Genomic DNA, 24550 nt, shown 5'->3' with positions numbered 1-24550 from the left:
GGTTTTATGTTATCTGATTATCTGAATAATGACCGAATCCGCGTTTGTGACCGGCTGGATAACTGGCAACAAGCCATTGAGCTGGCAGGAGAGCCGCTGCTCCGTGAAGGGGTGATTAGCCGCCGCTATATTGAGGAAATTATTGCTGAACACCGGCGAACCGGCCCTTATTATGTGCTGGCACCGGGTGTCGCCATGCCACACAGTCGCCCCGAAAACGGATCCCACGGTATCGGCCTGTCCCTGCTGGTCGTGAAAGACGGTGTGGCGTTCGGCAGTGACGGGAACGATCCTGTCCGGCTCATCTTCCTGCTGGCGGCCAAAGATGCCGACAGCCATATTTCCCTGATTTCCTCGCTGGCAGAACTGCTGGACGACGAGGACAATATTGCGCTACTGGCCAGTGGTGACCCGGCCGTTCTGCATTCATTAATCCGTCGTTATTAACCTGACCTTGCAATGGCGCTGCCGTTATCCGGCCCGAACAGGCGTCCGTCCACTGAACAGAGGGTATAAGAATGAAAATTTATGCAGTCTGTGGTCATGGCTTAGGCAGCAGTTTCATGCTGGAAAAAAACATCCGCACCGTCATGGAAAAACTGGGTAAAGCGGCGGAGGTCAGCCATACGGATTTAGCCTCGGTCAGTACTGACCTGGCGGATATCTTCGTGCTCGGTCAGGATCTCGCCCCGGGTATGCACGGCAAAGTGGATCCGCACAAAATCATCGTTCTGAAGAGTATTATCTCCAAAGCCGAACTTGAAGAAAAACTGGGGCAGTGGCTGACGGATCACGCCTGATCCCTGCAGACATCTTCTGTAATGACCTTCGGGAGTATGACTATGGCATCGGTGCTCGCTTTTTTCCTCGATATTCTTAAAGTCCCGGCCATTCTGGTGGGGCTGATTGCTTTTATCGGTTTATGTGCGCGGAAGAAAAGTCCCGACCTTATTATTCAGGGGACCATCAAAACGATCCTGGGCTTTCTGGTATTAAGCGGCGGTGCCATGCTGCTGGTATCAACCCTGGGGCCACTGGGAGAAATGTTTGAACACGCCTTCAATATGCAGGGGGTGATCCCTAATAATGAAGCCATTGTATCACTTTCTATGGCGCACTACGGGGAAAGTACCGCGTATATCATGGCGTTTGGCATGGTGGCTAATATTTTTCTGGCACGGTTCAGTCGTCTGAAATATATCTACCTCTCCGGGCATGTCTCTTTCTATATGGCCTGCATGTTGGCGGTGATCCTGAGTATTGCCGGGTTTAGCGGGGTCTCTCTGGTGATTTGCGGGTCGCTGGTGATGGGGATTTTTATGGTGACCTTCCCTGCGATGGCACAACCTGTGATGAGGAAAATTACCGGAGAGGATGAGGTCGCACTGGCCCATACCGGGACCATCGGTTATATCCTCGCGGCAGGGATAGGCCGGCTGGTCGGTAAAAATTCCCCGTCAACCGAAGATCTGACGCTGCCCAAAAATCTCGGCTTTTTGCGTGACAGTACCATTTCTATCTCACTGACCATGATGATCATCTATATTATCCTCTGCCTCTGTTCCGGGGGAGAGTATGTCCGTGAGAACATCAGCCAGGGGCAGAACATCATTATCTTCTCTGTCCTGATGGGGATCACCTTTGCCGCCGGGGTTTATATTATCCTGTCCGGGGTGCGTCTGATCCTGTCTGAAATCATTCCGGCCTTTCAGGGGTTTTCTGAAAAGCTGGTCCCGGATGCGCGGCCTGCCCTGGATTGCCCGATTGTCTATCCCTATGCCCCGAATGCCGTACTGATAGGCTTCGTCTCCAGTTTTGCCGGCGGACTGGCCGGACTGCTACTGCTGGGCCAGCTTAACTGGGTACTGATCTTACCGGGCGTGGTGCCACACTTCTTTACCGGTGCTACCGCCGGTGTCTTTGGCAATGCGACCGGTGGACGGCGCGGAGCCGTTGCCGGTGCCTTTGCCAACGGATTACTGATCACCTTCCTGCCCGCCATTCTGATCCCGCTTCTCGGTCAGGTAGGGCTGGAAAATACCACATTCTCCGATTCGGATTATGGCGTGGTCGGTATCGTGCTCGGTCAGGCCATTCGCTGGATTTCCCATGAGATGATCATCGCCGTGCTGGTCGCTATCTACGTGGTGATGATCGGGTATCACCAGTTAAATCGTCAACGATAGCCCGTCTGGCGGCCTTTTATCTGGCGGCTATTGCTGACGTGAAAGTGGCTGACGGATAACCGGTGGCGGAAACACGCCGTTAATCGCCGCGAGATCGGCCGCCGTCAGCCCCAGGGTTTTCGCCCTGGCGAGCCGCCCGGGGTGTACCGGACTGTCTGCTTCGATAATTGCGGTCATCCCGGGCTGCCGGAGGATCCAGGCCAGTGCGATCTCTGCCGGCTGACAGCGATGGTCACGGGCAATAATCTCCAGCACCGGCGCGCTAAGCAGCGGATCCCCTGCTCCCCCGAAAGGGGAATATGCCATCAAATGAATACCGGCCTGACGGCATTGGTCCAGTAAACGGTATTCAGGACCGCGCGCAGCACAGTGATACATCACCTTGTTGATACGGCAGTTTTCACCGCCCGGCAGCGCAAGCAGTTGTTTAATATCCCGGACATCAAAGTCCGCAACGTCCCAGCCCCCGATCAACCCTTCCTGGCGGAGTCTTTCGAGGCTGCGGACCGCGGATGCCAGCAGGCCGGGATAGCGGCGGTGCAGAATATAAAAATCAATATGATCCGTTTGTAGTCGCTTCAGAGAAGCCTGACAAAAACGCCGGGATAACCAGCGATTAGCTGCGCCTGACACCACTTCCGACACCAGACAGACCTCCTGCCGGCGCGTTGCCATCACTTTACCGGTCATCCGCTCCGCCCGGCCTTGACCGTACAAGGCAGAGGTATCAATGGTGGTGATCCCGCAATCTATCGCGCTATGCAGTGCCGCCATAGCCTGCTTTTCCGGGTAACGCCCGTCGCCTGCCGCTTTCGTGCCAGCGGCCAGCGCGGAAAAAGTCAGTGATTTCTTCATTCGACTCCGCATCCGTTATCACCCGGCCTGTGACCGGGATCGATTAAATAAAATATTCCGGTCTCAGCTGCGTCTTCCGTCAGGCTGACACTGGCAATTCCGTGAGTGCTGCACGACACTTCTGATTTAACCCGGGAGTCATCCGTGATGCGGCAAACCCATCTCTTCTGTAATCAGCATACAATTTTCGGGCCAGGTTGCCTCAGTCAGCTGAAAACGCTGTTATTGGCAGCGCCCCTGCCGACACTGGTTTTTATTAACCGGTCGTTTGCTGCCGGTGAATACTGGCCATTACTGCAGTCAGAAACCGGTGATCTGATTGCCGGGGTGATCACCGTCAGCCATGAAGCCTCCCCGCAGGAGCTTGATGAGTGGGTACAAAAATGGCGCAACCGAGCCAAAAGAGTGCTGGCGATTGGCGGGGGCAGTGTGCTGGATGCCGCGAAAGCGTTCAGTACTCTCTGCCGCCATCCTCTGCCGGCGATCCGTTATCTGGAAAAAGTGGGTGATACACCGTTAAGCGGAGAGCGTCTGCCACTGATTGCCGTCCCCACCACGGCAGGCACAGGCAGCGAAGTTACGATGAACGCGGTGGTGACCGATCAACACCACTATCGCGTAAAGGCCTCATTACGCCATCCGGCGCTGGTCCCGGATATTGCACTGCTGGACCCGCAATTGCTGAACAATACCCCTGCCACGATCCTGGCCAGCTGCGCGATCGATGCCTTCACCCATTTATTCGAAGCCTGGCTTTCCTCAGAAAGCAGCGTCTTTAGTCGCAGTTTTTCACTGCAGGGGATGCAACTCTTCGTGGCCGCCTGGCCCGCACTGACACAGCCGGATGAACAGGGAGAATGCGCCAGAGAAAAAATGATGATGGCTTCCTGGCTGGGGGGCCTCAGCCTCAGTATGGCAGGGCTTGGGGTGATCCATGGTCTGGCCGGTGAGACGGGCGCATTGATGCCCTGGCATCACGGAGAAGTGTGTGGCCGGTTATTACTGCCGTTTCTTGGTCTGTGTGAACAGATAAAAGACCCCCGTCAGCAGCGCCTGCTGGGCGAGTTGTGGCAGGGGCTTTTCCCTGACCGTCCGCCGGAGAATACGGCACGGCAACTGGCGGACTGGTTGCGGGAGATGGCCCCTTACGATCTGTGGCAGTCGCCGCCTGCCCTGCCGGTGGCTCAGTGCCGCGAGATCCTCAGCAAGGCGGGCAGCAAGAATTCCCTGATAAAATACAGCCCGCAACAGATGTTGTTTATGTTGTCGGAGAGCTGGCCGGTGGAAGGCTAGCCTCCGGCCCATTACCCGGCGTTATCCCCCGGTTTCAGGCGGAAAAAGCTGAGGAACGCCTGCCGACGCTGACGGTTCCGGAAGGTGTTAATCAGAAATTCCAGCAGATTAAATAACAGGCAAAGTAACAACAACACCACCACATCGGGCAGTGCATTTTTCCAGGAAAGCCCCATCTGGTTGACCCCTGCGATGGCTTTCACTGCCCAGGTTGAGGGGAGCAGATCAGAGAGTAATCTGACGCCCCAGGGCATCGCCTGGACAGGCCAGATGGTCCCTGAAATGTAAAAGACAGGCATGGTCATAAAGGATAAGGTCAGATAAACGATTTCCACACGCCGGATACATTCCGTCAGCAAATTTCCGAGACTGATCACCGCCAGCAGGAAAGGAAAAGTCAGCAACACTATTTCGGCCATGCTGGCCGTTTGCCGGTAACCCAATACCCATGGCCAGAGAACAAACAGGACTATCGACAGAAATAGCCAGATAGGCAGTAACGCGGAATATGCCCCCAGAATAACCGGCATCGACGGTTTACCGCTGGCACTGATGGTCAGATTAACCCGTACGCTGGCGATTAACAGGGAGTGTTGTAATAACATCACCAGCAACCCGGGAAAGATAATGGCCGCAAAGCTGATACCGGGGTTAAACAGTGGCTGTATTTCGGCTTTGATGGGCGTTAACAGCACACTGGCTTCCGGGGAGGTAAAACCGTGGCTCAGGAGAATTTCATTATTATAATGGGCGAGCATCTGCTGGTAAGCGGCGATCACATCCTGCTCTATCTGCCCGTTCGGCAAACGGTTGGTCGCATCCCCGAATACCGGGATAGACACGGATTCCCCGGCCAGCATTTTCTGTTCCAGATCGACCGGCATAATGATGATAGCAAATAACTTACGCCAGCCCAGGTCACGTCTGGCGGTTTGCAGATCCGCGTAATTGATCATCTCAATCTTGGAAGTGGCATCCAGATTACGGATCAGTAACCGGCTGGCGGTGCTATGATCCTGGTCCACCACCGCCACCGGCAGATTCCAGACGGTACGGTTCGCATACACCAGACTCATAACACACAATGAGATCAGCAAGATTCCCCACATCGGCCGTTGCAGCATGCCGGTCAGGACTTTGCGGAACGTCTGAAAAAATACGGTCATGTCATCGCCTCTTGTGCGCGAAGGCGGGCCGGTAATCGTTTCCGGACCAGCAAACCTACCACCAGCGGGTAAGCCAGTAATAAGGCACAGACACTGGCCACCGGTTGCGCCGGGACCTGACGCAGGAACAGATCGAACATGGCATACAAAGCATGGGTCAGCGGTTCCAGGTTAGAAATAATCTGAGCCGGTAAGGGCATGGATAATTCCGGCACCGCCAGCCCCGAAAATGTCATGGCAATACTCACCAGCAATGCCATCAGCGTATAGGCGGTAATGGCTGAGCGGGTGAAGGTGAACAGAAACACCGCAAGACTCTGCGCTGCCATAATGTAGAAAAAAGCGACACAGTACATATAGAACGCATTCCCCACCACCCTGGCATCTGAAGCCCAGACCAGTAAGGCAATCTGCGCCATCAGTACCGTGGTATAGATAAGCGTATAGGGAGCCATCTTTCCCAGTAACGAAAAGGTGAAAGAATTAGAGTAAACCAGCGGCTTACTGCGGGATAACACATAGATCATGCAGGCGACGACAAATAACTGCATCAGATGGATAGTGGCAGCGAACTGCTGATAATAAATATAGCTGCCACTGGCATTAAACAGGCTTTGGTAGGTTAACGATACCTGAGCCAGCGTCGGGACCTGCTTACCAATTTTAGCCGCCATAATATTGCGATACTGGCTGTTCAGGGTCGTCATCAGACCGGAGAAGTCCTGGGTGGAATACAGCCCTGAGGCATAAAACAGCGCGTTGTAATAAAAAACCACCTGTGGCTGGCGTCCGGCCAGGACATCGGCCTCGAAATCTGCCGGGATATAGACGATACCGTAATCTTGCGCGGTCCGTAATTTCTGTTCCGCCTGTTCAAGGCCGCCCGGCCACTCAGTGAGTGAGGCATGAGGACTGGCGTCCAGGTCGCGGATGATTTGCCGTGACAACTCACTGTGGTCATTATCCACCACCGCGACCGGTAAATTCAGCAGGGTTCCGGCCGAGAAGTTACTGCTCAGTAACCAGAACAGTAACAACGGGAAGATCCAGGTCAGCCAGTGGATCATTGGCCGTCTGAAGGCATTTCTCAGCTCGCGGTTAAATGCCTGGCGGAAACAACGACGTCCGTATTTTACTTCCATTGCCATAATGCACTCATTCCCTGTCGCAACCCATTCACAGGCTGTAAAGGCCGCAGGCGCACTTCAAATGTTTTTAAATCAAAATCGCCTGTCGCCCGCGTTGCACTTTTGGTCGAAAAGTCTCCCAGCGGCGCAATATAATGCACTTCAGCTTTTATTCTTGCGTTATTTAATGCCGGAACCCGCAGCTCAATGATGTCGCCTTTTCTGACATGCGCGAGAATATCCTCACGCAGATTAAACACAAAATAGGCATCCGGCAGACGCACCAGGGTCAGCAACGGACTGTAAGCCGTCAGCAGGTCACCGACCTCCGCCGGGATAGGGCCGACCTCACCATCCACCGGCGCTCTGACCACCAGGTCATCCGTCTGCGCTTTAATTTCCAGTAGTTGCTGTTCTGCCTCATCCAGCTGGGCGGCATAAATTTCCCGCTGCTGAACACGATCGCCATGCAATCCTTCATCCAGATTGGCCTGTGCACTTTGCATGGACTGCAACGCGGTATTGCGGGCATTACGCGCATCGTCCAGTGCCTGAGCAGAAATATAGCCTTTCGCGGCAATCTTCAATTGCCGGTTATATTCGTCACGGGCATTCTGGTAGTCCGATGTGGCTGACGCCAGCACGGCACGAAGATTACGGATACTTTCTTCACGGGTGCCGCTGAGAGAGAGATCCAGCTGGGCTTTTGCCTGATCGCGGGCCGCTTCGGCTGCTTTCAGCTGGGCGATAAGTTCGGGAGCTTCCAGTTTCATCAGTACTTCGCCGGCCCGGACATCATCGCCGCGCTGGGCTTCACGTTCAATAACGCGGCCCTTCGCTTTAGATGTCACAATCACTTCCGGCGCATCCACTTCGCCCTGTAATAACAGCCCCTGATTCTGGGCCCGAAAGAAAACGGCCAGCGAAACGACCGCAATCATCAGCAATACGGTCAGTATTATTTTTTTATTCATGCAAACTGCTCCAGTGCACAGTAAGAGTGTTCCATCATCGCTAACCACAATTTTGACATAAAAAAAGCATAGAGCATTGATTCAGGTTATGCCCGGACTCATACCCGCAATCTATCTGCCGGTAAGCTCTCTGCATTAATCAGGTTAACGCCATAGTTTAGCGAACGTCTCATCGGGCGCTGCCAATCATTGATTAGGGTTGCGTTAATAAACATCGTCCGCATCGCTGATGAGCTGATGCTGACAACACCACCGGCTTTCTGACTCCCTATTGTCCCGTGATGTGCCAGGGAAATACCGGTGAAACCATGGCCGCGTACTCTGCCCGTCCTGGCATCCCCGCGGCGACAGGGAATAGAGGCGCCCTCACCCGCCGCTGCCAGGAAAAGAACGAACCCTGCACCGGCCGGCAACCCCGGCCACCGCCGCCGCAGAAAGGCTGTGCCCGGAAATCCCCGTATACGCTCTCATCTGTGCCTGCGACTGTTCCTGCGCGGCCGGAGTTTTCAGGCCGAAGCTCCCTGCGCTGAATCGCCTGTCTTAGCAGGGTACGTGGCGGCCGGAAAGCCTCCCCCGAACAGGCGGGATACCGCCACTGGCCCGGGATGCGAAATAAAAAGTGACAATTCCATATCTCTGCGAACGAGATCACCTATCGAATTGATACAGATTTCCGGATTCACCCACGCAGGCGTAAAGCTTATTATTTGACCTGAATCTAATCTGCCTGCGGAGTTTAACCACACTATGTTTTCTTTGAATCGTTTTAACAGTAAAGAACTGGCACTGGCTTACGTTAACGGTCAGCAACAATCCCTGTCACCGGCGGAATTTCTTCAGGCCGTCACCCGGGCTGAAGCTGAATTCAGCCAGTTGCTTAATGCCAGCTGCCGCCCTGCCGGTATTACCCGCCCGGCGTACTCCTTCGAGGGCTAAGTGTGCGCGCCGGAGACTGCCCCCCTCAGATTTTGCCGGCAGTACAAATGACCCGAGGCCATACTGCGGAACCGTCTTTGCCCCGGCAGAGATGTCCCGCAGGGCTACCGTAACCGGCCCTCGTCACCGCGAATACCGGGTCTCCTGCCGGTCGCTGCACGGCTTTCCCCCTCTTCACGTCCTGCTCTTCTTACTGAAACTCCTGTGTGAAAAGCCATTGCCTGAAGTCCTTAATTTCATCCAGGCTCATGGTATGCCCCATACCCGGATACGTTTTAAAGGTAATGTCCGGCGTTATACCGCTCAGCTGACTCACCGCCTGTCTGGCCTGTCGCAACGGGATCCTTTGATCCGATTCCCCGTGGCCGATAAAAAAATGTAACTGACCGGCCTGCTGGCGCGGAATATTGCTTAACGAAAAATTCGCCGGCAAATGTCCGCTGAAAACCGCCACGCCGTGGAATAACTGCGGATACATCAGTGCGACCTTATAGGTCATCACCGCTCCCTGGCTGAATCCCCCCAGATAGGTATGGCTGGCGGAGACGTGATATTGCTGTTGTAAGGTCTTCACCGTCGAAACCACCGCATCACTGCTGCTTTGCTGATCGGCGGCAACCTGCATCTGTTTGTCTGAATTGCGATACCACTGATAACTGTCTCCGGCGACAGGGAGCGGTGCCCGCAGTGAAACCACAATCATGTTACCCGGCACAATCACCGGGAAGTCGTTGAAATCCTGTTCATTCGCGCCATAACCATGCATCATCAGCAGCATCGATTGCGGTTTATCCTGCCGGACAGCCGGCATAAATAAATAGGTCAGTTCACTTGCCCGGACCGCAGGGTGTATCAGGAAGATACAAAATACGCCGATCACTGCCAGTACTTTTCTCACTCTTATTCCTCTTATGCTGCTTTTTCCGGTAAAAATTTAACGGTCATCCCCCGGAAACCAGGATTTTCCTGCCCCGGTATTCCAGCGGATCCGTGGAAACAGGGATAACCGGATGTTGAACAAAAAATACAAGGGCATAAATAACTGCGGATTATTTTTCGCCATCGGCTCCATGACGGATAACAACGTTTCCAGTTCATGCAGCAGCCTGCTGCCGGGTTGTTCATGAATATTTTTTAATCGTCTCTTCAGGTATAAGCTGATCTCATAAAGCAACGCGTCTGTCTCAAGTCCGTTTAAACGGAGGACTTCCGGATCACGGGCATAGAAGTCAAAGACATTTGCTCCCAGCCATACTTCAGTGATCAGGTTATTTTCAACGGTCAGCGTGTTTCCCGGGTCGGCTTTATTCCTCGGCAGGATAACGTTGATTCTGTCCAGCATTCGCTGAACGAACTGCTGGCGCTGCAATAATGACGCTTTATGCAGACGGATATCATTGAGAAGCTGTAACAATTCTTTAATTCCCGCCCGCAGGGCTCTTTTCGCGGTCCATGAAGGACGTTTATTGCGGATCATCAGTGTCACCACCAGCGAAATGACAATCCCGACAAAGGTGGAAATCGCGGCGTTGACGGTCGCAAATGGATTGGGGGCAAAATCATGGGTCAGGCCGATATAGGCGGGGAGCTGTGTGGCGATAATCAGCCCGATAAAGTTGGTGGCCGGGTTGGCAATAATCAGCCCCATCAGAAACAGTGCCGGTAACAGACAAATGATCATCGCTTCAAAGGTGATTGCGCCTGGCAGGATCACCATGGAATAAAAAATGCTGATGGCGATAGCAATGGCGATACCTTTCAGAAACACCCGCATTCCGCCGATCGGGCTGTCGTGGGTTGCAAAGAACGAACAGGTTACGGCGGCGATCATTGCCGCATTGTAGCCACTTTTCCAGCCCGAGCCGATCCAGAACAGGCAGGCAATAAAGGTCGCGGCAAAGGCCGTAAAGGCAGACAACGAGATCATGCCGTGGTCGAAATAACGTTGCCGGTGCCCTGCAGGAGAAGATTTACCGCGTCTGCGAAGCCGCGAGATCCTGACTTCTACCCCATGGTACGCACTCAGAATACGCACAAAGTTCTGTAACCGACGGGTCAGCCCCAGAAACAATAAACACTCTTCGGTGCCCCGGCTACCGGAATGAAAATTTTCTGTGATCTTCTGCTGTGTCTCTTCCAGTAACGCATTAATTGAAACCACATCCTCCGTGCTGGCCGGTTGTTCCAGCCAGTCAAGAAACCGGCCCATGCAATGCGTCATCAGTTCAGGCAGCCGGATATTTTCTGCAGACAGCAGACTCAGACGTTTTTCTATCGCCGTCAGGGTCGGTACAAGATAAGAGAGGTGCTGATACTGCGCCGACACCAGACGTACCAGCCGCTTCACCTGATCGGGTTCGTAGGCACAGTGAGTCATCAGCACTTCCACACTCACGGGGTAATTCGCCATCTGGACCAGGATCTGTTCCCGTTCGGGCATTTCTGCCGATCGGGCTTGCTGGCTGAGCAATGAGGCACAGACTTTTTTTGCCTGCTGATACCAGTTATCGACACTGTTCTGTAGCAGCGATTTCATACTCACCGGAAAAATCAGCACATGCACCAGACTACTGCAGAGGATGCCCAGTGCCACCTCTTCAATACGGGAGATCACGGTATAGGTAATGGCTGACGGTGTCGTCACGTCCGGGAACCCCATAATCGCCGCACTGTATCCGGCCAGCATAAAAATATAACTTTTCGGTGTCCGATCATGTAAGGACAGATAAAGACATAGCGCAACCCAGGCGGAGACCGTAAAACTGAACAAAACCGGTGTCATCACCGTAGCCGGATAAATGACGAAAATAAAAATTCCGCCCAGTACGGTGCCCAGCAGCCTGAAAAATGATTTTGATACCGTGGAGGCGGAGTAAATCTGTGACACGACATACACCGTGGTGAGTGACCAGGTCGGTTTTTCCAGATTAAGTTCTAATGCCAGATAAAATGCCAGGAATGCCGCCAGCGCCGTTTTCAACGAAAAGACAATCGCACTTTTTGTTAAATAATTCATAGGTTACAGTCAGTTATAAGACTTTTGCTGATACTGATGGCGAGTATAGTACACCCGGTGATCTGCTCACTACTAAAATTGTAACAGGCCCGGACGCCCCCGGCTCAGGGGTCACTGGCAGAATGAACAGGAAGGATCGTTAAGCTCACAGAGTCCGGAGAGCGGGCTGAGTGGGTAAGCTGAACTCCCTGACCGTTTCCCTTAACACTGCCCCCCGGGTTTATCGCCCGGCAGTCGGGGGAAAAGGCCGGAGGTGATACCGCAGACCCGGCAGGTTGAACGGTCTTCCGGGGGGTCCGCAGGCTTTGCCCATCAGACCCGGGGGTGACAAAGGCTGAAAACAGACCGGCCGTATCCCACTGTATTCCTGCCTGTCATCCGTACCGCCCGAAGAATCTCACTGTTTATCGTGTACATTTTTCCCGGTGACGCCCTTTACGGGTGCTGTCCTTGCCCTGCTCAGCCCGAACTACCGCAGCAGGTTTCTGTATTTATCGGGCATGGCTTATTTAATCCGGCTCTTAGGGTGGCCGTGGTCACCGGGCAGATAAATGTTTCTGTGCAGGAAATTCTGCCTTCGATCCTGCGGTTATTCAGCAACGATGGAGTGACGGGAATACGTCATTCATATTTTTATGCCCGAAGCACTGACAGGAGGCAGGGGCCGGGTTCTTATTACGGCCAGACCCGCGCTTAAGATCCTGTGAACTCCCGGGCTTACTCAAACGAGGTGACGGGCCATAAGTGCGCCGGATGCGCCTCATGCCGGGCAATCTGTAATTTTCAGCCCGAAAAAGGTACAATTTGCCGGACTTATCGACAGACCCTTGCAGATTAAACAACGTATTATCGATCTGCCCCCGGTTATTGCGTCACTCCGGGGCACCTCCTCTACTACAGCCCGTACGGCTGACCCCGGACCTGCATTTTAAGGACGACATTATGTTAAAAACATGGCTGATTCTTTTTGTCTCTATCGTCGCCGAAACATTTGCGACTTCTATGATCAAATCCTCAGAAGGCTTTACCCGTCTGCTCCCCTCTCTGGCGGTGATTGCCGGTTATATCATCTCTTTTGCGGGGCTATCTCAGGTTGTCCGGGTCATGAATATCGGGGTGGCGTATGCTATCTGGGCCGGGGTCGGTATCTGCCTGGTCTCACTGATTTCCTGGGTGTTTTTCCGGCAGACGCTGGACCTGGCAGCGATTATCGGCATCCTGCTGATAGTGATGGGGGTAGTGGTTATCCAGCTATTTTCCAAATCCGTCACCCATTGACCGGGCGTCAGTGACGGGCCCCTTTGCGGCGGGGAAATAATGGCCGAAGCATTCGGACTTCGGTCATACCGCCGTTTTCTTTGCTCCTCCGGGAAGTCAGTCTTACCGGTGACATTGAAGATATTCTCTGGCCGGGTCAGCTGACCGTGCGACGATGACGTGATGCGATAACCCGAAAGTAAAAAACCACCCCGACAGGGGGTGGTTAATTTCAGCGATGCCGATTATTTATGGACGTAATAGCTCGCATAACGTGATTGCTCGATATTAGCCGTCCAGCGTCCTGCCACCACACTGTCATTCCAGCTATACCAGTTAGGTGCCGGCGTTGAGGCAATACCAACAGAGCAACTGGTGCCCGCATTATGCACGTAGCCTCCGCGATAACTGCCCTGAGTCCAGCGACGGACAACCACCTGAATAGGTTGCGCGTAATAACCAGGCTCAACACTGATATTCCAGTTATAGTTGGTGCTGAAACTCTGCTGATGACTATAGTTAGCGCTCACCGAGACCAGACTCAACGCTCCCCCGATCACCGGAATTTTATTCAGGTTCAGGCCGACTGTGCCGCCCCACTGATAGCCGGTGGTTTTTGTTTGCCCCCAGATATACGTACAGCTGGTCACCCCGCCGGACCCTTGCGGACACAGGTAGATAGGCCCACGCCAGATCCAGTCTTCCCACGTGGTACGTGACTGAGTCTGAGCAAACGCAGCCGATTTGCCGGTTAAAATAACATCTTCGGTATGGCCCACCAGACAGGTGCTCGCAAAACCGTTCGACAGCGGAATCAGTGCCGCTAATAACGTCAGTGAAATCTTTTTCATTGTCTGTCCCCTGAATTATTGGAAAATCTGATCCGGCGTATTGTCTGAATTCACAGTGGATGAGGTTTTTTCATCCGAGAATAACTCTGTGGAATATTGCCCGGAGCTCAGATCTACCGGGGTCATCAGATAGCCATCACCTTCAGGTGCCGTTTTAAACATCACCGCATCAGACTGAACCGAAGAGCCCAGCACCGCTCCTGCCAGGGCTGCCGCTTTTTTACCGCCGGCACTGCCATCAAAAATGACTTCTTTTCCCTGAGTTAATGCCTGAGTCACGGTCGTTTTTAAAGACGCGTCAGCACTGAGTGAATCACCTAATAATAAAATATCGTAGTCACTGGCACTGCCGGCGGTATATTTCGTTTTGAAATAATTCAAAACACCGCCATCACTATCGCCTAATGCATAATAGGTCGGTGTAGTGACTGTGGTTACCGGTTCCTGATCGGCCGGAGTATCTGCTGCCATAACATTGGCCGCAAAGAATCCTGCCAGCGGGAAAGCCAGAATGCTTTTCATCATTTTATTCATTACAGACTCCATAGTTATAATTTAATTAAGGAATACACACGTTTTTTATGATTAATCTACCTCCTGAGTGTTGTGAGTGATTACTGATAAGCAGAAACAGAAAACTGTCCATATCCGCAGCCATATATCTGCCCCGGCCGGGAAACCACGGAATAATTAGCTCCCGGCGGAATAGCAAATAAAACAGACGTTGAGGGCGTAATATTTTTACCCTGACTACTATTATGCGCGACCATAATTCCGTTAACGGTGGCGCTTAAATCTGCAAAATTATAACAATAGCCGTCCCCCGCACTCCGGCTCAGTGAAGAATTGCCGCCGGTCACTGACATCCACACCAGTTCTCCGGTGCCGTTGAGCCCCTGATAACTTCCGGTTTTGCCGCCGAGACTGGAAAGCTGAACCGACTTTTTCATATATCCGGTCCACTGGCCGTTGTAGCAAAATAATATGCCCGAATTCCCGCCACCGGCTATCAGGCCGTCTTCACTACAGGCGGAGTTCAGTGAGGCGGTGCCCTGAACATCCAGATATTCACGGGTGGTCATACGGCCATCGGAAGATATCTTCCCGCCTTTGATCTCCCCGCCGGTTTCAATCCCTTTGTCCTTCCAGACTTTTACCCACTGGTCATCATCCATATAAAAGCCGCCATTATGGGTACTGTTAATCCATCCCTTATCACCGCGGGTCACCAGTGATCCGGTGACAGTACGGATATCGGTTTCACCGGTGATCGTGCCATCACTCCACAGCCCGGCTTTGGCTGATACGCTATCTGCGGCCAGACCACCGCTGAGCGACACATTTTTCCCTGTGATCTCGCCCGCATTACGAATGCTGTGCTGAGTCAGATCCATATCGGCATGCATCTGATTCAGTTCCGGATGGCCCGGCACCGTATAGCGATAAAGGCGGTCACTTTCACTGAACACACTCTGCAGAGTGTCGGCAGAAAACAGTGTGACCAGGTGCCCGCGGGCCGCCGGGATCCCTGACTCCGTGGTATTCAGTTTCCAGCTACCATCCACCCCGCTCGCCTCATTATCTTCACTGATATACCCTGACTCCCCATGCATCAGTCGGGCGATATAACGCATGCCTTTTTCACTGAGCACCGTGCCCTGCCGGGAAAGTAATAACCCTGTTATGTTTTTATCGGTCAGATTATCGAGCGTAAAATAAGCGGTATACGTCTGTCCCTCGTTATTAGTCAGTGAGATATTTTTATCCAGATAACCCTTTTCCCGGAGTTGTTCTGCATCGATAGCAATAAATTTTTCTGCCAGCAAATGCTTCTGTATTTCACCATAATTATCTTTCAGATAACGCTCAGCGGCACCGGAAATGACATTGGTTTCTCTGGCAGTGACGGTCCAGTCCTGAAGTTGTAAATAGTCGCTGTATCTTTGATACCCGATCGGTGCAGCAATTAATATTAACGCCAGTACCAGGCTCAGAGAAAATAACGTATCTCCGCGATGTATATTTCCCATAGGCACACTATTATTAAATTAACACGGCAACACCCGTGACCTGACAGAGTAAAAACGCCACATAAAAATAAGGCGCATACGGTAACACTTTTTTATTTATCATCAGCGCATGGCAAAACAGTAATAAAAACCCCATCCCCGACACCAGACAAATTGCCTGCCAATGCATCCAGAAACTTAATGCACTGATAAAATAAACATCTCCTTTACCGACAGAGGTTCCGCAGATTTTCACCGAAATAATTTCTGCCACCCGGAACAATAAAAAGATGACGCACCAGGTGATTATTCCGTTAATAACCACCGTATTATCCCTGCTCAGGAGGAGTATCAGCGCCCCCGATACGGTAAAACTGAGGGTGAACCGCCAGGGCAGCCAGAAATTGCTGATATCGGTCAGAGTGAATAAAATTCCCCAGCACAGAAAAACTGCCAGCACGCCAGGCCGCCCGGTGATGCCCGGCACAACCAGTGCCAGAGTAAAGGCAGCCGTGGCCAGCAGAATAATCGCCACAGACAGTGACTTTCCCGCCCTGTTCCCCTGATGATCACCGATAAACTGGCTGGCCTGCCGGGCCATCAGGACTCCGGCGACCATAAACAGGGCTATACTGCCTGTCATCCTCCGGCCCCTTGCTGCGAATACGCCCTGTAAGCCAGGTAGACCTTATGGATATAACGACGACGCGCCTGATCCCGGCCCTGCAGAAAACCCGTGTTATAGGTGGCCAGGCAGGCCCAGTTATTTCCGCAATAGCTCAGATGCCGCGCCAGGATCTCTGCGCCTGTCCCGATATTCAGACACGGGTCCCGCAATAAATCCGTGGCCTGTTGTATACGGTGCTCACGGATCAATGCCGCGATATGGGTCGAATTAATCTGCATCAGTCCGTAGTCCCTGCTGGTGACCCGCCCCTGAGCGTCACGGTTCAGGCCGATTGTCCCCGCCTTTCCCTGACTTTCCACCTGACTGATGGCCCGGAGCAGGTCTGCATTCAGATGGTAATGACGGGCTGCCTGCTCAAAACAGTCTGCCGCCCGGCCCTGCCACGCGATCAGCAGCAGCAAACAAAGAAATCCGCGGTTCATCGTGTCAGTCCGCACTGAAAAATTCGAGCCGGTTGTTATCCTTACCGTCCCCGGCGGACTGACAATCAGCGGCTGCCTCACCCGCCCCCTGACTGCTGCTATAGCGATGGCCGTTGATACTGATGTGATCAATCAGGCTGGTGCTGGCCAGTTTGGTGGCAAGCGTGGTACAGGCCTCCGACGGGACCCCCTCATAACGCAGTATGAATCCGCTGTTGCTGCCTTCTCCCTCAACGTTATCCGGGACCAGGGTGACATTTTTACCCCAGACATTACTGAGGATGGCCTGTCCGGAGTTTTTATCTCCGCGGATGCTCATATTCCCCGGCGCGCCGCCGAAGCGGATCAGCGCCCCGGTCATTTCACGGTCGGAAGCAAACTGGTAGCTCCCTCCGACTTTCAGCATATTACGGGTATTGGTGATCAGTTCACTGATATTGCCCATTTCTGTGCTGGTATCATTACGGCTGAATAAACCTCCCCCGACACTGATCCCAATCACCAGCACGATGAGCGAAATGGTGATCCAGATACCGGCTTCAAACAGGGAGATAGCTCCGCGGTGTATGGGTGTTGCTGTCGTCATGAGTTTCCTCGGGTCATTGATGAACAGAAATCAGGTTATTCAGATCCTGCGTGGAGAGCAGGATCAGTACCATGTAGCCGGCATTCAGGCTCAGGCAGACATAGCCGGCCATCGTCGCGGTTTGCTTAATCCGTTGTACGGTTTTTTGCAGCCAGTCATTCGCGAAATTCTCAATAATATTTTCTGCATTGTCCGCCGCGGTCAGTACCCGCAGCTTTTTTACGGTTTCCGCCGAAGGAAAGGCATATCCGGTAGCAAACAGAGCCGCCCCCAGATGCTTCCCCTGCCAGACATGCTGCAGCGTGGCCTCCAGCCGTTCATACAGCCAGGGCGAGGCGCGTTGCATTAACTGGTTGATGCTCTGTTCCGTTTTCACCTGAGCACGGAGCAGTGCCGAGATATTCAGCAGGAAACTCACCCCCTGGATGTCGCGGTAAAGCTTCCACGGCAGCAGGTGATCCAGCAGGTGGCAGCGCACACGCCCGGTCAGATTAGGCAGTGACCAGAGTGTCCAGCCCGTCAGCACGAGGGCACCGACAGAGATCAGGATCAGGTGTCCACTGAGTCCGCGGGAAATCACGGCCAGCGCCTGCAGCGAGCCCTGCCACTGGTCTTCACTGACCAGAACCGCCAGTCTCGGAAGAAAGCGATGACTGACCAGCTGTACCATAAACAGACAAGAAACCAGTAACAGACAAGGATATGCCAGTGCGGCACTGCAGGCTGAACGCATCTCTTTTGTGGCCCGGGCAATGGTCATGGCGCGCCGGATAGCGGCAGCAAGATCCCCGTCACTGACCCCTGCACTGAGCAGTAAGAGCTCCTGTTCCGGCACCCAGCCACATAGCCCTTTATCCAGTGACATCCCGCAGGTCAGGGCCGCAGCAATATCCTGCAGACAATAGACCCGCGGACTGTTGGCCGAACGATCGCTGATGATCAGCGTGCTGATGGCATCGGCCAGTTTGAACTGGTTTTCCAGCAGGAAGGCCAGGTCATCATACAAACTGATCCGGTCATTCCCTGAGAAGGTCCTCAATGCCAGCTGGCGGCTGAGAGATTCACTGTATTCACGCCAGGTCCGTTTTTCTGTCATGCCTGCCCCCTTACCGGCGGCTGCATCAGGTCATCTTCATCCAGCGGACTGATCAAATCGGCCTCCAGCGGGTCGGCCACCCCCTGATGAAGGTAATCTTTCAGGTGAGCCGTCCGGGTAATGCCGTTCAGGGTCTCCAGCCAGTATCTGCGGGCAGCGATTTTCCCCTCATGCCGGTACAGCTCCATAAACCGGGCGTCAGGGCGGATCACTTCGGCAATCATCTTCCGGCCTACCGTGCCATGGAAACATTCTGAACATCCGGACGGATGCCGGAAGCAGAGTTTTTCCGCCTCACAGTGCCGCGTCAGAAAGTCCCGCTGTTCCGCTGACATGGAAGGTAACTTTTGCTGCCAGCTCAGCTTGCAGGAGGGGCACAGTACAGGGACCAGTCGCTGGGCAATCAGGCCAATCACTAACTGCGCGTCGGCAATTTCCGGCAACGGGATTTGCAGGGTATCGGTCAGACGATCCAGAATACCGATGGCATCGTTTGCATGCAGTGTGGTCTGCACCAGATGCCCGGACTTCGCCGCACTGAGTGCGGCACGGACCGAGTTAGTGTCGCGGATCTCACCGATGATCATGGCATCCGGATCCAGACGCAGCGCCGATGAAATGCCCCTCGACCAGGCCTGGCTCAGCGCTTCAGGGTCGGTACGGTCAGCGATCACCGGCGTCTGAACCGCTCCCGGGATCATCCCTTCCGGAGGATCTTCTATCGTGAACAGCCGTTTACTGTGTAACGTCTGTTCAAGGTAACAGCGGCTGAAACAGCGCAGAGAGGTGCTCTTTCCTGAGCCTGTCGGGCCGGAAATAATGATGATCCCCTCAGGGCGGGTCAGCATACGGTTGATCTGCTGCTGCTGTACCGGCAGAAAACCCAGCTGGTCCGGGGTGGGGAGTGATCCGCTGTCATCCGGCAATACGCGCATAACCACATATAGCCCGAATTCTGCGGGGGTATGTGCGTAGCGTGCACCGAAAATCCCCAGTTGCCGGACAAATTCACTGCGCAGCCTGCCATCCTGTGCACGATTCGCATTAAAGCTTTTTTCCGTCACATCACACATAGATAAGACGATGGTCGCCGCCAGTTGCATACCCTCTTCGCGCTCCAGTTGCGCGATGGTGCGCAGCTGGCCGTGGATACGTAACTGCACCAGAGTGACTTCCTGATAGCCGATCAGCAGATGGATATCGGAAGCTCCGAGCGTCACCGCCTGCCGGAAATAACGGATCACTCTGGACTGTTGCTCAGAGCGGCTGATATCCGTAGTGACCTGATCACTCTGTCGCTCATTCTGTAACTGACGTAACTCATCGAGCTGGACAGGCGCAAACCTGGCCCGGGGGCTTTGCCGAAGTATGCCGGCCAGCACCGAGGCCGTCAGCGGGTCATGCCGGTGAGCTTCTGAGAAGTAAACCGTGAGCTCCTCCGCAGAACGGTCAATATGGATATACGCCGAACTGTCCTGACGATTAATCATCACTGCCCCCGATAAAGGCGAGGTTCTTCGGCGAGCCATAGCCGTTACTGACCCTGACCTCGCGGGGCGTGATCGCGATAATGCGATACCGGTTGCCGGGCAGGACCGTGTTTTCAGCCACTGTCACTCTTTTTCCGTCCGGCATCTGCAACTGTGCATTGAGATGCCGGCGATTACCCCAGATCTGGATGACCGCTGGCAGAGTGGCCTCTCCCGGGTCAGTAATTTCTGCCGGCGTACTGACGGGGGCCGGAGCATCGGCCGCCTCACCGGACATCCCCGTTAATGGATGACCTGCAGGGACGGCTGGATCTGCTGCCGGCTGAGGCTCGGCGGTTTGCCGGTATTTATCCAGCTCATTCCGCGCGCGGACACTTTCCAGCCGGGCCTGGTCGAACAGGGTTTCTTCCTGGATCTTTTCCAGTGAGCCGAGGGTAAATCCATCCTCCTGACTTCCGGCCACGGCCCTCAGGCTGCAGATCAACAAAAGCAACAGGTGACTTTTCCTGAAATTACTGCTTTTCATATAAGCGTCCCTCCAGCGTAAAAAGTAATCGGCCCGCGGTTCTGCTGATGTCAAGGCGGATAAAGCCAAGGTTTTGCGCCTGCATAACCGGTCCGGTGAGTAATAAACGCGGACTCAGTGGGGTTACCAGAGTAAATGTCCGGACAGTAAATCGACCCGATTCGATGCCTGCGGCTTCCGAAAGTTGTAATTCACTGTGCGTCTGTTGTGCCAGACTCACCAGAGAGGTTAAGGGCACAGACGCTGAGGTCTTACGGTCAGTGCCCTGGCGCAGGGTAAAGGGTAAAAATATCTCTGCTTCATCACCTGCCCCGGGCAGATTGAACCGGTAAGGCAGCCCGGACAGACCATGCTCCTGCAACTGACGGGAGAAATCATCGACCGTTCCGGCACCCTGCAGGCTATATTTCGCCGTTATTCCGGCGGGATCCGCCGTACAGCTCACATGGCTTAATCCCCAGCCGGCAATCACCATCGGTAAACCACCGGTACGCTGCTGGCAGACAGACAGCACGTCACTGAGTGCAGGATGACGGGACCAGGGTGGAGCCGTCTCTGCCGCCGACCCTTGCTGCTGTTTTAGTAACAGATAGCGCTGGGCGGCTTCGATGCGTTGTTGCTGCTGATAGTTATTCCACCACATCACGGCTGAGAGGATCGCCGCTCCGATCACCACCAGCGCCCCGGCCAGTCTGAGCCGGGAACGGTTATCCGTTGCCTTCAGCCGGTATTTCCGGGCCAGCGGGGGGGAATGTTGTAATAACTCATCCAGCGTCAGACCGGCGAAAGACTGTTTTTTTTCTACCGCACCGTTTACTGACGGGCTGTCACTGCGAAATTCCTTCCACTGGGTCTCTGAACGGTTCAGTAATAAAAACTGCCGCACATAATGCCGGGTTTCCTCACGGGTACCGGGAAAGTCGCTGAACGGCGATAACCCGTGACCTTCTTTGGCGACAAACCAGTAAAGTCCCTCCTCCAGCCGGCAGATGGCATAGCTGTCCGGTGGCATTTTCTGCAGCGCCATCAGGGCCAGCGGATAACGTTTTACCCGTCCCTGCTCTGCCGGCGGCAGTCCGACGCACCCCAGCAGGCATCCGGGATCACTCCGGCGTTCATTGGTCAGGACAACATGGAAAGTCTGCTGACCCGACGGTAAGCGCTGGCGGATCTTCCTGCGGCCTCTGACCGGCAGATAGCGCCATTCCAGTCCGGCCACCAGCTGGCGACCGCCTTGCCGGATGCAGTAAGGGGGATTCTGTTGCATTGCCATTATCCCATCAGCACCGGAGTGATCAGGATCACCAGTGCAGACTTGCCCCGGCTGCCGCCATCCCCCCCGCCGAACAGGAAGAAATGAGAATGATCCACGCCCTGATGATCATCACTGTTACTCACCGACTGATAACCACTTAACACCAGCGTCTGTCCGGATTTCATCAATACCCGCTGAGTGAAAATTTTCATCCGGGTTTTCATCAGTTCAATCGACGCATTCTGACTGGTAAATGTTCTGAAGGTCGGGTCATCGGACATATTGATGGCAAACTGCAACTGCATACGGGTTGAGTCAGGCATCAGATACGGCAGGATCGTCATATTCAGACCGGTGGTAATGGTGGACTTACTGATACTGCTGGAGGAGCCGACATTGGCGGTATTTTCGGTGCTGGTATCAGAGGCATAGTCCTGCTGCAACGCCACCTGTACAGGAACCGCAGAAAGGTTGGTCGTCATGCTGGAAAGCTGAGTCACCACCGTCAGATGCGTTTGTTCTGCCAGCGCTTTGACTAGTGCCGTGCTGCCCTGCCCTTTTCCGTCCAGAATTGAGATGCCGCTACTCATCATTTCACTGGCGGCATCCGCATAAGGTGAGGTCAGCGATAACCCCAGATTGGTGTTGTTAAACACCGCTTTCCAGTCGATACCCAGCTGGTCGTTATCTTTGTTATCTATGCTGTAGACCTGCACATTCAGAACGACCTGGCGGTTCAGTTGGGTATTCCGATCATCGATATATCGCGCCACTTCACTCAGCACACGCGGAGTATCCCGGACCGTCAGTTCTCCGTTCGTCAGGTCCATCCTGCCTTTACCCGGTGTCAGCATCATAGAGATGGTGCTGGAAATATCATGATAAAGTCCGGACTTTATTTCCATAGTGGTCGCCTGAGAGGTGGTTCCTGAATTTTTATCACCATTGTCAGACGCGTTTTGCCCGCCGGCGACCCCGTTGGTATTCTGGTTTTGTGATGAGGTCGTGCCGCTGACCGTGCGGGAATAAAAACTGGCATTATTATCCATAAATAACACCGGGAAGGTTTTGGTGGTCATATAGGAAATAATTACCCTGTGGTCCTGGTATTCCCAGCTCAGTCCCTGACGTGCAGTAATATCATCCAGCAAACCGGAAACCGGCCCCTGCCAGAAAAGATGATTCAGTGATGCCCCGGAGGAAACGCTATTCACCGGCGCGCCGTTTCCCGGTAAAGGATCATTCATTGAGGGATCCTGATCGCTGAATCCTGAACTATTTTCCTGCTGGCTGAGTGCATCCTGAGTCACATTTACAGGAATTTGACACTGAGAGGTAATCAGTGACGCGATGGCTTGCAGGCTGATATTTCCCGGATGGTTGAGTGTCATATTACAGAATGGCAGTTCACCATGGCCGTCCTGAGAAGAATGGCTGACAGGCTCCGGATTAATCCATTGGGAATTTTCATTAACGACATAGGGATGTGCTTTATTAAATGGCATCATGGCATCCGCCTGTGATGTCAGTTGATTATTTTCTTTTTCTATCTCATTAATTCTCTGCCAGCTACTGCACCCTGATAGCTGAATAAATAACAACGATAACAGGCTCAGCGTAGTCTTTTTATTGAATTTCATAAACCATCTTATTCCTGGTAATAATAGAGAATACTGCCGTCAGTGATGTCATCTGGTATTTCTATATTTTCGGCAGTACCGTCCATGTCATACAGGCGGTGATCCCGTAAAATATAAAATAACCGGCTATGTTCGCTAACCTTCATCAGACACCCCGCCAGTCCCGGCTTTTCAGTCGTCCAGAGATAATGCTGTTTCTCCCGTCGTTCAAAATGTAACGGGATTTCAGCCGGTCCGGTGCTGACAGGCTGAGTGTGGTCAGAGTGCTGCCACTCTGCGGCTTTGTTCAGAAAAAACATCGCCTCGCGCTGGCAGTTTTCATCGTTAATTTGCTGTTGTGTCTGTGCCTCAGGGAACAGGCCCGCAAACAATAATCCCCCGATAAAAAATGACAGTAACCAGTAATACATAAGACAGCCCTCAACGGGTATCGATGACCACCAGACATTGGTTTCTATAAATATGTGCGTACAGCGGAATACGGGCCACTGAATATAAATCAATTATTTTTGTGATGGCTGTCAGATAATCACCATGGAAAATAAGGGGCGCATCCACCTGATAATTGACTTGAGTTTCCCAGATCATTTGCCAGTGATAAATTCCGGTAACATCGCATCCGGTAGTGGCTGACCATTGCTGCAAGCCCTGCTTTAGCGTTGTGCCTGCAGATATTTCATAAACCTGCGGTGCACGGTTTGCCGGTGAATGTTCAGTCGGGGGTGACAGAAAACCTTCTGCTGCCAACCCTTGCCTGGAAAATATAAATAACACCACCAGCCAAAATAAACTTTTCCTGGTCACCTATTATTTTCTCTTACCGGTAGATTTATTAAATAGCACTAATTGCTAACGAATAAGATTAATCATAAAGAGATGAATTTACTTAAGCAAACAGAAATTTACGCAATCTTTACTACAAGCATAAATTAAGTGATTTATACTAATATGCTGTAGATTATCACACCAACTCAGAGGTAAGGATCGAAAAAGGATCCTCATGTAAAATTTAATACTTTGTTAGCCCTCTAACGGTTCCTTCCGGGATAAATTGCAATCAAAGTATATTTACGCTCTGTTAAATCATCTTTATGACATTTGCATGACAATCCCTGGAATAATACACCCCCCACCATTTAAAATAATGATCGATGTGATTAACAATTATCATCAAAAA

Annotated in this window: 25 protein-coding genes; 6 read left to right on the top strand and 19 right to left on the bottom strand. The window is 53.0% G+C overall.

The features are described from left to right. Nucleotides 1-6: 6 nt before the first annotated feature. The 3 genes from JK223_RS00290 to JK223_RS00280 all read left to right on the top strand — a co-directional run bounded on the left by JK223_RS00290 (nt 7) and on the right by JK223_RS00280 (nt 2186). Complete coding sequence (locus tag JK223_RS00290; RefSeq protein WP_212712229.1) at nt 7-447, top strand: PTS sugar transporter subunit IIA; 441 nt, start codon at nt 7-9, stop codon at nt 445-447. 71 nt (nt 448-518) lie between these two features. After that, complete coding sequence (locus tag JK223_RS00285; protein ID WP_212712228.1) at nt 519-800, top strand: PTS sugar transporter subunit IIB; 282 nt, start codon at nt 519-521, stop codon at nt 798-800. A gap of 36 nt (nt 801-836) precedes the next feature. After that, nucleotides 837-2186 carry a PTS ascorbate transporter subunit IIC gene (locus JK223_RS00280; RefSeq protein WP_212712227.1) on the top strand — a complete coding sequence of 450 codons (1350 nt, stop codon included), beginning with the start codon at nt 837-839 and terminating at the stop codon, nt 2184-2186. Nucleotides 2187-2213: 27 nt separating this feature from the next. Here JK223_RS00280 and JK223_RS00275 read toward each other — a convergent pair whose 3' ends face one another. Then, nucleotides 2214-3041, bottom strand: a complete 828-nt coding sequence (locus JK223_RS00275) for an aldo/keto reductase (RefSeq protein WP_212712226.1) — start codon at nt 3039-3041, stop codon at nt 2214-2216. A gap of 147 nt (nt 3042-3188) precedes the next feature. On the opposite strand from JK223_RS00275, the gene JK223_RS00270 reads away from it, so the two are divergent. Further along, complete coding sequence (locus JK223_RS00270; RefSeq protein ID WP_212712624.1) at nt 3189-4334, top strand: iron-containing alcohol dehydrogenase; 1146 nt, start codon at nt 3189-3191, stop codon at nt 4332-4334. A gap of 11 nt (nt 4335-4345) precedes the next feature. Here JK223_RS00270 and JK223_RS00265 read toward each other — a convergent pair whose 3' ends face one another. From JK223_RS00265 to JK223_RS00255, 3 genes are read right to left on the bottom strand one after another with little or no spacing between them, the layout of a single operon-like run. After that, a complete protein-coding gene (locus JK223_RS00265) occupies nt 4346-5500 on the bottom strand; it encodes an ABC transporter permease (protein WP_212712225.1) in 1155 nt (384 codons plus the stop codon). Then, the gene (locus JK223_RS00260) at nt 5497-6648 is read right to left on the bottom strand and encodes an ABC transporter permease (protein WP_212712224.1); all 1152 of its coding nucleotides are present in this window, start codon (nt 6646-6648) and stop codon (nt 5497-5499) included. Before JK223_RS00260 ends, JK223_RS00265 begins: the two co-directional genes overlap by 4 nt. Further along, the gene (locus tag JK223_RS00255; protein ID WP_212712223.1) at nt 6633-7601 is read right to left on the bottom strand and encodes an HlyD family secretion protein; all 969 of its coding nucleotides are present in this window, start codon (nt 7599-7601) and stop codon (nt 6633-6635) included. Before JK223_RS00255 ends, JK223_RS00260 begins: the two co-directional genes overlap by 16 nt. A gap of 747 nt (nt 7602-8348) precedes the next feature. Here JK223_RS00255 and JK223_RS00250 point away from each other — a divergent pair. Further along, nucleotides 8349-8537, top strand: a complete 189-nt coding sequence (locus JK223_RS00250) for a hypothetical protein (protein ID WP_212712222.1) — start codon at nt 8349-8351, stop codon at nt 8535-8537. 190 nt (nt 8538-8727) lie between these two features. On the opposite strand, the gene JK223_RS00245 is transcribed toward JK223_RS00250, so the two are convergent. Further along, on the bottom strand, nt 8728-9435 hold the full coding sequence (locus tag JK223_RS00245; protein ID WP_212712221.1) for a dienelactone hydrolase family protein: 708 nt from the start codon (nt 9433-9435) through the stop codon (nt 8728-8730). A gap of 36 nt (nt 9436-9471) precedes the next feature. Beyond that, nucleotides 9472-11553 (bottom strand): FUSC family protein, encoded by a 2082-nt coding sequence (locus JK223_RS00240; protein ID WP_212712220.1) that lies wholly within the window; start codon nt 11551-11553, stop codon nt 9472-9474. Nucleotides 11554-12495: 942 nt separating this feature from the next. Here JK223_RS00240 and JK223_RS00235 point away from each other — a divergent pair. Continuing rightward, nucleotides 12496-12831: a multidrug efflux SMR transporter gene (locus JK223_RS00235; RefSeq protein ID WP_212712219.1), complete on the top strand. Its 336-nt coding sequence runs from the start codon at nt 12496-12498 to the stop codon at nt 12829-12831. A 224-nt stretch (nt 12832-13055) separates the two neighbouring features. Here JK223_RS00235 and JK223_RS00230 read toward each other — a convergent pair whose 3' ends face one another. The 13 genes from JK223_RS00230 to JK223_RS16825 form a co-directional block, all read right to left on the bottom strand. Then, on the bottom strand, nt 13056-13661 hold the full coding sequence (locus JK223_RS00230; protein WP_212712218.1) for a hypothetical protein: 606 nt from the start codon (nt 13659-13661) through the stop codon (nt 13056-13058). 15 nt (nt 13662-13676) lie between these two features. Continuing rightward, nucleotides 13677-14195: a hypothetical protein gene (locus JK223_RS00225; protein WP_212712217.1), complete on the bottom strand. Its 519-nt coding sequence runs from the start codon at nt 14193-14195 to the stop codon at nt 13677-13679. An 80-nt stretch (nt 14196-14275) separates the two neighbouring features. Continuing rightward, on the bottom strand, nt 14276-15691 hold the full coding sequence (gene pilV, locus JK223_RS00220; protein WP_212712216.1) for a shufflon system plasmid conjugative transfer pilus tip adhesin PilV: 1416 nt from the start codon (nt 15689-15691) through the stop codon (nt 14276-14278). Between the two features lie 13 nt (nt 15692-15704). Beyond that, nucleotides 15705-16313 (bottom strand): prepilin peptidase, encoded by a 609-nt coding sequence (locus tag JK223_RS00215; RefSeq protein ID WP_212712215.1) that lies wholly within the window; start codon nt 16311-16313, stop codon nt 15705-15707. Beyond that, nucleotides 16310-16780, bottom strand: coding sequence for a lytic transglycosylase domain-containing protein (locus JK223_RS00210; protein WP_212712214.1), 471 nt, complete (start codon nt 16778-16780; stop codon nt 16310-16312). The genes JK223_RS00215 and JK223_RS00210 overlap by 4 nt, the downstream gene beginning before the upstream one ends. 4 nt (nt 16781-16784) lie before the next feature. After that, the gene (locus tag JK223_RS00205; protein WP_212712213.1) at nt 16785-17366 is read right to left on the bottom strand and encodes a type 4 pilus major pilin; all 582 of its coding nucleotides are present in this window, start codon (nt 17364-17366) and stop codon (nt 16785-16787) included. A 13-nt stretch (nt 17367-17379) separates the two neighbouring features. Next, the gene (locus JK223_RS00200; RefSeq protein WP_212712212.1) at nt 17380-18462 is read right to left on the bottom strand and encodes a type II secretion system F family protein; all 1083 of its coding nucleotides are present in this window, start codon (nt 18460-18462) and stop codon (nt 17380-17382) included. Next, nucleotides 18459-19952, bottom strand: a complete 1494-nt coding sequence (locus JK223_RS00195; protein ID WP_212712211.1) for a GspE/PulE family protein — start codon at nt 19950-19952, stop codon at nt 18459-18461. The genes JK223_RS00200 and JK223_RS00195 overlap by 4 nt, the downstream gene beginning before the upstream one ends. Further along, a complete protein-coding gene (gene pilP / locus JK223_RS00190) occupies nt 19945-20478 on the bottom strand; it encodes a type IV pilus biogenesis protein PilP (RefSeq protein ID WP_212712210.1) in 534 nt (177 codons plus the stop codon). The genes JK223_RS00195 and pilP overlap by 8 nt, the downstream gene beginning before the upstream one ends. After that, nucleotides 20465-21751: a type 4b pilus protein PilO2 gene (gene pilO2, locus JK223_RS00185; RefSeq protein ID WP_212712209.1), complete on the bottom strand. Its 1287-nt coding sequence runs from the start codon at nt 21749-21751 to the stop codon at nt 20465-20467. Before pilO2 ends, pilP begins: the two co-directional genes overlap by 14 nt. Continuing rightward, nucleotides 21751-23373, bottom strand: coding sequence for a PilN family type IVB pilus formation outer membrane protein (locus JK223_RS00180; RefSeq protein WP_212712208.1), 1623 nt, complete (start codon nt 23371-23373; stop codon nt 21751-21753). Before JK223_RS00180 ends, pilO2 begins: the two co-directional genes overlap by 1 nt. 8 nt (nt 23374-23381) lie before the next feature. Then, entirely contained in the window at nt 23382-23783 is a 402-nt protein-coding gene (locus JK223_RS00175; protein WP_212712207.1) for a type IV pilus biogenesis protein PilM, read from the bottom strand. A gap of 10 nt (nt 23784-23793) precedes the next feature. Beyond that, nucleotides 23794-24177, bottom strand: coding sequence for a toxin co-regulated pilus biosynthesis Q family protein (locus tag JK223_RS16825; protein WP_212712206.1), 384 nt, complete (start codon nt 24175-24177; stop codon nt 23794-23796). Nucleotides 24178-24550 lie beyond the last annotated feature (373 nt).

Source organism: Tatumella sp. JGM118, assembly GCF_018257515.1.
GTDB lineage: Bacteria > Pseudomonadota > Gammaproteobacteria > Enterobacterales > Enterobacteriaceae > Tatumella > Tatumella terrea.
The sequence above is the reverse complement of the archived record's forward strand: the minus strand, read 5'-3'. Positions and strand labels throughout refer to the sequence as shown.

What these genes read in the sequence shown, in the direction of transcription:
- JK223_RS00290 (WP_212712229.1), top strand. Translation starts at nt 7, where the DNA reads ATGTTATCTGATTATCTGAATAATGACCGAATCCGCGTTTGTGACCGG.
- JK223_RS00285 (WP_212712228.1), top strand. Translation starts at nt 519, where the DNA reads ATGAAAATTTATGCAGTCTGTGGTCATGGCTTAGGCAGCAGTTTCATG.
- JK223_RS00280 (WP_212712227.1), top strand. Translation starts at nt 837, where the DNA reads ATGACTATGGCATCGGTGCTCGCTTTTTTCCTCGATATTCTTAAAGTC.
- JK223_RS00275 (WP_212712226.1), bottom strand. Translation starts at nt 3,041, where the DNA reads ATGAAGAAATCACTGACTTTTTCCGCGCTGGCCGCTGGCACGAAAGCG.
- JK223_RS00270 (WP_212712624.1), top strand. Translation starts at nt 3,189, where the DNA reads ATGCGGCAAACCCATCTCTTCTGTAATCAGCATACAATTTTCGGGCCA.
- JK223_RS00265 (WP_212712225.1), bottom strand. Translation starts at nt 5,500, where the DNA reads ATGACCGTATTTTTTCAGACGTTCCGCAAAGTCCTGACCGGCATGCTG.
- JK223_RS00260 (WP_212712224.1), bottom strand. Translation starts at nt 6,648, where the DNA reads ATGGCAATGGAAGTAAAATACGGACGTCGTTGTTTCCGCCAGGCATTT.
- JK223_RS00255 (WP_212712223.1), bottom strand. Translation starts at nt 7,601, where the DNA reads ATGAATAAAAAAATAATACTGACCGTATTGCTGATGATTGCGGTCGTT.
- JK223_RS00250 (WP_212712222.1), top strand. Translation starts at nt 8,349, where the DNA reads ATGTTTTCTTTGAATCGTTTTAACAGTAAAGAACTGGCACTGGCTTAC.
- JK223_RS00240 (WP_212712220.1), bottom strand. Translation starts at nt 11,553, where the DNA reads ATGAATTATTTAACAAAAAGTGCGATTGTCTTTTCGTTGAAAACGGCG.
- JK223_RS00235 (WP_212712219.1), top strand. Translation starts at nt 12,496, where the DNA reads ATGTTAAAAACATGGCTGATTCTTTTTGTCTCTATCGTCGCCGAAACA.
- JK223_RS00230 (WP_212712218.1), bottom strand. Translation starts at nt 13,661, where the DNA reads ATGAAAAAGATTTCACTGACGTTATTAGCGGCACTGATTCCGCTGTCG.
- JK223_RS00225 (WP_212712217.1), bottom strand. Translation starts at nt 14,195, where the DNA reads ATGAATAAAATGATGAAAAGCATTCTGGCTTTCCCGCTGGCAGGATTC.
- pilV (WP_212712216.1), bottom strand. Translation starts at nt 15,691, where the DNA reads ATGGGAAATATACATCGCGGAGATACGTTATTTTCTCTGAGCCTGGTA.
- JK223_RS00215 (WP_212712215.1), bottom strand. Translation starts at nt 16,313, where the DNA reads ATGACAGGCAGTATAGCCCTGTTTATGGTCGCCGGAGTCCTGATGGCC.
- JK223_RS00210 (WP_212712214.1), bottom strand. Translation starts at nt 16,780, where the DNA reads ATGAACCGCGGATTTCTTTGTTTGCTGCTGCTGATCGCGTGGCAGGGC.
- JK223_RS00205 (WP_212712213.1), bottom strand. Translation starts at nt 17,366, where the DNA reads ATGACGACAGCAACACCCATACACCGCGGAGCTATCTCCCTGTTTGAA.
- JK223_RS00200 (WP_212712212.1), bottom strand. Translation starts at nt 18,462, where the DNA reads ATGACAGAAAAACGGACCTGGCGTGAATACAGTGAATCTCTCAGCCGC.
- JK223_RS00195 (WP_212712211.1), bottom strand. Translation starts at nt 19,952, where the DNA reads ATGATTAATCGTCAGGACAGTTCGGCGTATATCCATATTGACCGTTCT.
- pilP (WP_212712210.1), bottom strand. Translation starts at nt 20,478, where the DNA reads ATGAAAAGCAGTAATTTCAGGAAAAGTCACCTGTTGCTTTTGTTGATC.
- pilO2 (WP_212712209.1), bottom strand. Translation starts at nt 21,751, where the DNA reads ATGGCAATGCAACAGAATCCCCCTTACTGCATCCGGCAAGGCGGTCGC.
- JK223_RS00180 (WP_212712208.1), bottom strand. Translation starts at nt 23,373, where the DNA reads ATGAAATTCAATAAAAAGACTACGCTGAGCCTGTTATCGTTGTTATTT.
- JK223_RS00175 (WP_212712207.1), bottom strand. Translation starts at nt 23,783, where the DNA reads ATGTATTACTGGTTACTGTCATTTTTTATCGGGGGATTATTGTTTGCG.